The sequence below is a fragment of the Affinirhizobium straminoryzae genome (genome assembly GCF_007004135.1).
Taxonomy (GTDB): domain Bacteria; phylum Pseudomonadota; class Alphaproteobacteria; order Rhizobiales; family Rhizobiaceae; genus Neorhizobium; species Neorhizobium straminoryzae.
In genome coordinates this window covers 1-1819 of sequence record NZ_VJMG01000131.1, presented here as the reverse complement: position 1 = coordinate 1819, position 1819 = coordinate 1, and the positions used below count along the sequence as shown (strand labels likewise).

The 1819-nt window shown below is 64.0% G+C and carries 3 protein-coding genes; 2 read left to right on the top strand and 1 reads right to left on the bottom strand.

Annotated elements, in window-relative coordinates; genetic code table 11:
* Window positions 1-106: 106 nt before the first annotated feature.
* Window positions 107-724: a DUF922 domain-containing Zn-dependent protease gene (locus tag FNA46_RS25800; protein WP_244618090.1), complete on the bottom strand. Its 618-nt coding sequence runs from the start codon at window positions 722-724 to the stop codon at window positions 107-109.
* Window positions 725-829: 105 nt separating this feature from the next.
* Between FNA46_RS25800 and folP the strand changes: the two genes are divergently transcribed.
* Together folP and FNA46_RS25790 are read left to right on the top strand one after the other, a co-directional pair.
* Window positions 830-1708, top strand: a complete 879-nt coding sequence (gene folP, locus FNA46_RS25795) for a dihydropteroate synthase (RefSeq protein ID WP_246103395.1) — start codon at window positions 830-832, stop codon at window positions 1706-1708.
* A partial coding sequence (locus FNA46_RS25790; RefSeq protein WP_342782442.1) for a dihydroneopterin aldolase occupies window positions 1705-1819 on the top strand: 115 nt, incomplete at its 3' end. The genes folP and FNA46_RS25790, both read left to right, overlap by 4 nt.

Here is a 1819-nt window from a genome sequence, read left to right as displayed (position 1 = left end):
GTTGCGCAAGTTTCGCGCAATCTTCCGAATCGGCCACTTTCTGGACGTCCGGGCCGCCGGAGGTTGCAAAGGGCTGGCCGGAGCGACAGAGCCCGAACCGCGCCTTTCAGGGGGCACCGGCGCTGCGATACTTCAGCAGGCGCATCATGCGGTCCTCGAAGTTCCTGGCTTCGACCATGTCGAAGCGCAACTGGTCGCGGTCGTGCTCGTCGATGATACGCCGGCTGATGGTGCCGACCTGCCTTTCCAGTACGGCGCAGTTGTTGGCCGGGGGCAGCGCCAGAAGCGCCTTTTCCAGGTCGCGGGCATGCTGGCGGGCAATTTCCGCATGCCGTTCCTCGTGGCGCTTGATATCGGCCGACAGCGTGTCCCAGATGAGCGCAAGCCCTGGCTCGGCCCGCCTTCGGTTCTTCCAGCGCGGCAGGATGATCTTGGTTCGCAGTGTCACATTGACATCGCCGACGGCGCAGTGGCCCTCGCTCTCGTGGTAGGTGATGTCGCCGCCGAACCTGATTTCCGTTGCCCCCGGATGGCGAAAGCCTGCGGCACCCGTCTGCGGGCCGCGCCTGGCAAGTTCCGCATCCAGATCCTCGGAGGTGCGCCCGGAAATGTTGAAATAGCTGTAGGTCTTGATGATGGCGGGATCGGCAAGGGTGGGGCAGGCCGAAGTGAGCAGAAGCAGCAATGCCGGAACAAGGGGACTGCGAGCAAGCGCTGCGGACATTCTGGTGCCTGTGTGATTGAGTTTGGTCAGAGCTTGGGGCATAGCGCTTACCACCGCAACAGACGTTTGCAAATTTCCTGGTGAGAGATGAGGATCGCAGCCGACGTGACATTTCCCGGCAACAGCATCTGGCAGGTTGGCGGTGGACGCACGCTCGCGCTTGGCGGCAGCGGCCATCTGATGGCGATCATCAACGTGACGCCGGACTCCTTTTCCGATGGCGGGCTGCATTTCTCGGTCGACGCTGCCGTGGCCCAGGCGCTTGCCTGCGTCGCCGAAGGCGCGACGATTCTCGATATCGGTGGCGAATCGACGCGACCGGGGGCCGCGCCGGTTTCGCCCGCCGAGGAACAGGCACGCATCCTACCGGTGATTGCCGCGCTGGCCGGTCGCACGGACGCGCTGATTTCGGTCGATACCTACAGGGCTGAGACGGCGCGTCTCGCCGTGGCCGCCGGAGCCCATATCGTCAACGACGTCTATGGCCTCAGCCATGACCGGGATATGGCCCGCGTGGTGGCGCAGACGGGTGCGGGCCTGGTCCTGATGCATACCGGACGCGGGCGCGAGACGGACAAGGTGGCCGACGTGGTGGCCGATCAGCGGATCTTCCTTGCGCGACAACTGGACATGGCGGCTGACGCCGGGATCCGTCGCGAGGCAATCGTTCTCGATCCCGGATTCGGTTTTGCCAAGGACCGCGACGAGGATTTTTCGCTGATGGCGCGCTTTCACGAGCTGCGGGATATCGGCTTTCCCTGGCTGGTCGGCACCTCGCGCAAGCGTTTCATCGGGGCTGTGACCGGACGCGAACAGGCATCAGACCGTGATGTGGCAACGGCGGCGACCACCACGCTGCTGCGTCTTTCCGGCGCATCGATCTTCCGGGTGCATAACGTGGCGGCGAACCGGGATGCCCTGCGCTTGGCCGATGCGGTGCTGGCGGCAGATCATGGCGGCGGCCACAAGGAGAATGAGGCGTGAGCATCTACACGATTACCCTGAAGAACTGCGCCTTTTATGCGCGCCATGGCGTGCTGAAGGAGGAATCGGTGCTTGGCCAGCGATTCTTCGTGGACGCCGAACTCGACGTCC